The following is a 1,349-nucleotide window of genomic DNA, read 5'->3' as shown; positions in this document are numbered from 1 at the left end:
AATCATTCAAGGGAAAATTTTGTGATAGGGCATGATGGATGCCCCAATCGGCTTTTTTGACCAACGTAATGGTCTTTTCCGTTTTTTTGTCAAATTTATGGTGCACATGGTGCAACAGTACAAAGGTCGACAACAATATGGCTATCAAGGCACCTATAAAAAGTACAAATTGTAATGCCCCTGCTTTTACCCTCTTATTGACCACCATTCTGTAACGGTATTGTCTTATGGAGTCCTTGGTAATGTACGCTGATTGAATTTGGAGAACCCTTGACCAGGGTGATTCCTTCCTTAATATCACCTTTTCTCATAAGGTATTGGCGATTGTCAATGGTCACAAAAAAAATATTTTCTTTGGTCTGTCCTCCTGAAACCAAACCCGTAAAAAAGATGCCGGGAAATTGAACCTTGGGTTTCTTGATCTTTTTCGGGCTTGGGTCTTTGCTTTTGACCTGCGGCAAAGTGCCCAAAAAAGGGTCCCGATAATTCGCAATTAGACTGAAGGTATCTCTTTCTACCGCTTTTTCGGGTTTATATTCCGATACTCTAACCTTGGAGCTCGGTTCAGTTTCTGGAGAAAATGCGCCAAGCAATTTAAATCCGATAATGCCCCAAATCAGCAAGACAACTCCCAAGAGCACGTATGTTTTAACGTTCTTGCTCATTCTTCGATGGTAAAACTATAACTGTCGCTATTTTCACTCTCATTAGCGGCCGCGTCATAGGCACGTACCAACCAGTAAAAAGTTCCAGCCGATAAATCTGTGGTGAACCCATTATTCGCCCCAATGGCCTTCATCGTCAAATTCTGGAGATTCGCATCGGAATAAATAAAAATACTGTCCCTCTCCGCTGTTCCCGCCACATCCTCGCGGGTCCACGTAAAGTTCACCGTAGTATTGTTTTGGGAAGACCCATCGGCTGGTGTTACCAATTGCGGCGTATTGGGAGGGATTATGTCTGCATTTACATCACCATTTACTTGGAAGCTGCTGCTGGAATATGATGTTTCGTAATCACTGTTCAATGCCTTTATGCGCCAAGTGTAGTTTCCATTGGTCAACTCTACATTGATTCGGGTAGCGACGTTCCCCAGAGTGTCCACAGGAACAACACTATCCATGACAAACTGAAGTGCGTTCTCGAAATTTGGCGTGGCAATCTGAATTCTGTAAGAAGTGGCATCTGCAAGAGCTTCCCAATTAAAACCCACTTCGTTGATATCAATAGTGCTGCCCTCTTTCGGGGCCAATATGAGAACGGTCTGGTCCGTAATATCCGGCACCTCCAATATATCTTCGCAAGCGAAACATATTGACAAAACAGAAAATCCTATTCCCAGATATATT

Annotated in this window: 1 protein-coding gene and 2 pseudogenes; all 3 read right to left on the bottom strand. The window is 43.2% G+C overall.

The window, feature by feature from the left end; all coding sequences use genetic code 11:
- Nucleotides 1-208 (bottom strand): annotated as a pseudogene (locus GTQ34_RS16555) (hypothetical protein); the annotation flags it as partial.
- Nucleotides 195-665, bottom strand: a complete 471-nt coding sequence (locus GTQ34_RS16550; protein WP_166524921.1) for a hypothetical protein — start codon at nucleotides 663-665, stop codon at nucleotides 195-197. The gene GTQ34_RS16550 and the pseudogene GTQ34_RS16555, both read right to left, overlap by 14 nt.
- Nucleotides 662-1,349: pseudogene (locus GTQ34_RS16545) on the bottom strand (hypothetical protein); the annotation flags it as partial. The gene GTQ34_RS16550 and the pseudogene GTQ34_RS16545, both read right to left, overlap by 4 nt.

The sequence above is a fragment of the Flagellimonas ochracea genome, from assembly GCF_009903685.1.
GTDB lineage: Bacteria > Bacteroidota > Bacteroidia > Flavobacteriales > Flavobacteriaceae > Flagellimonas > Flagellimonas ochracea.
The sequence above is the reverse complement of the archived record's forward strand: the minus strand, read 5'-3'. Positions and strand labels throughout refer to the sequence as shown.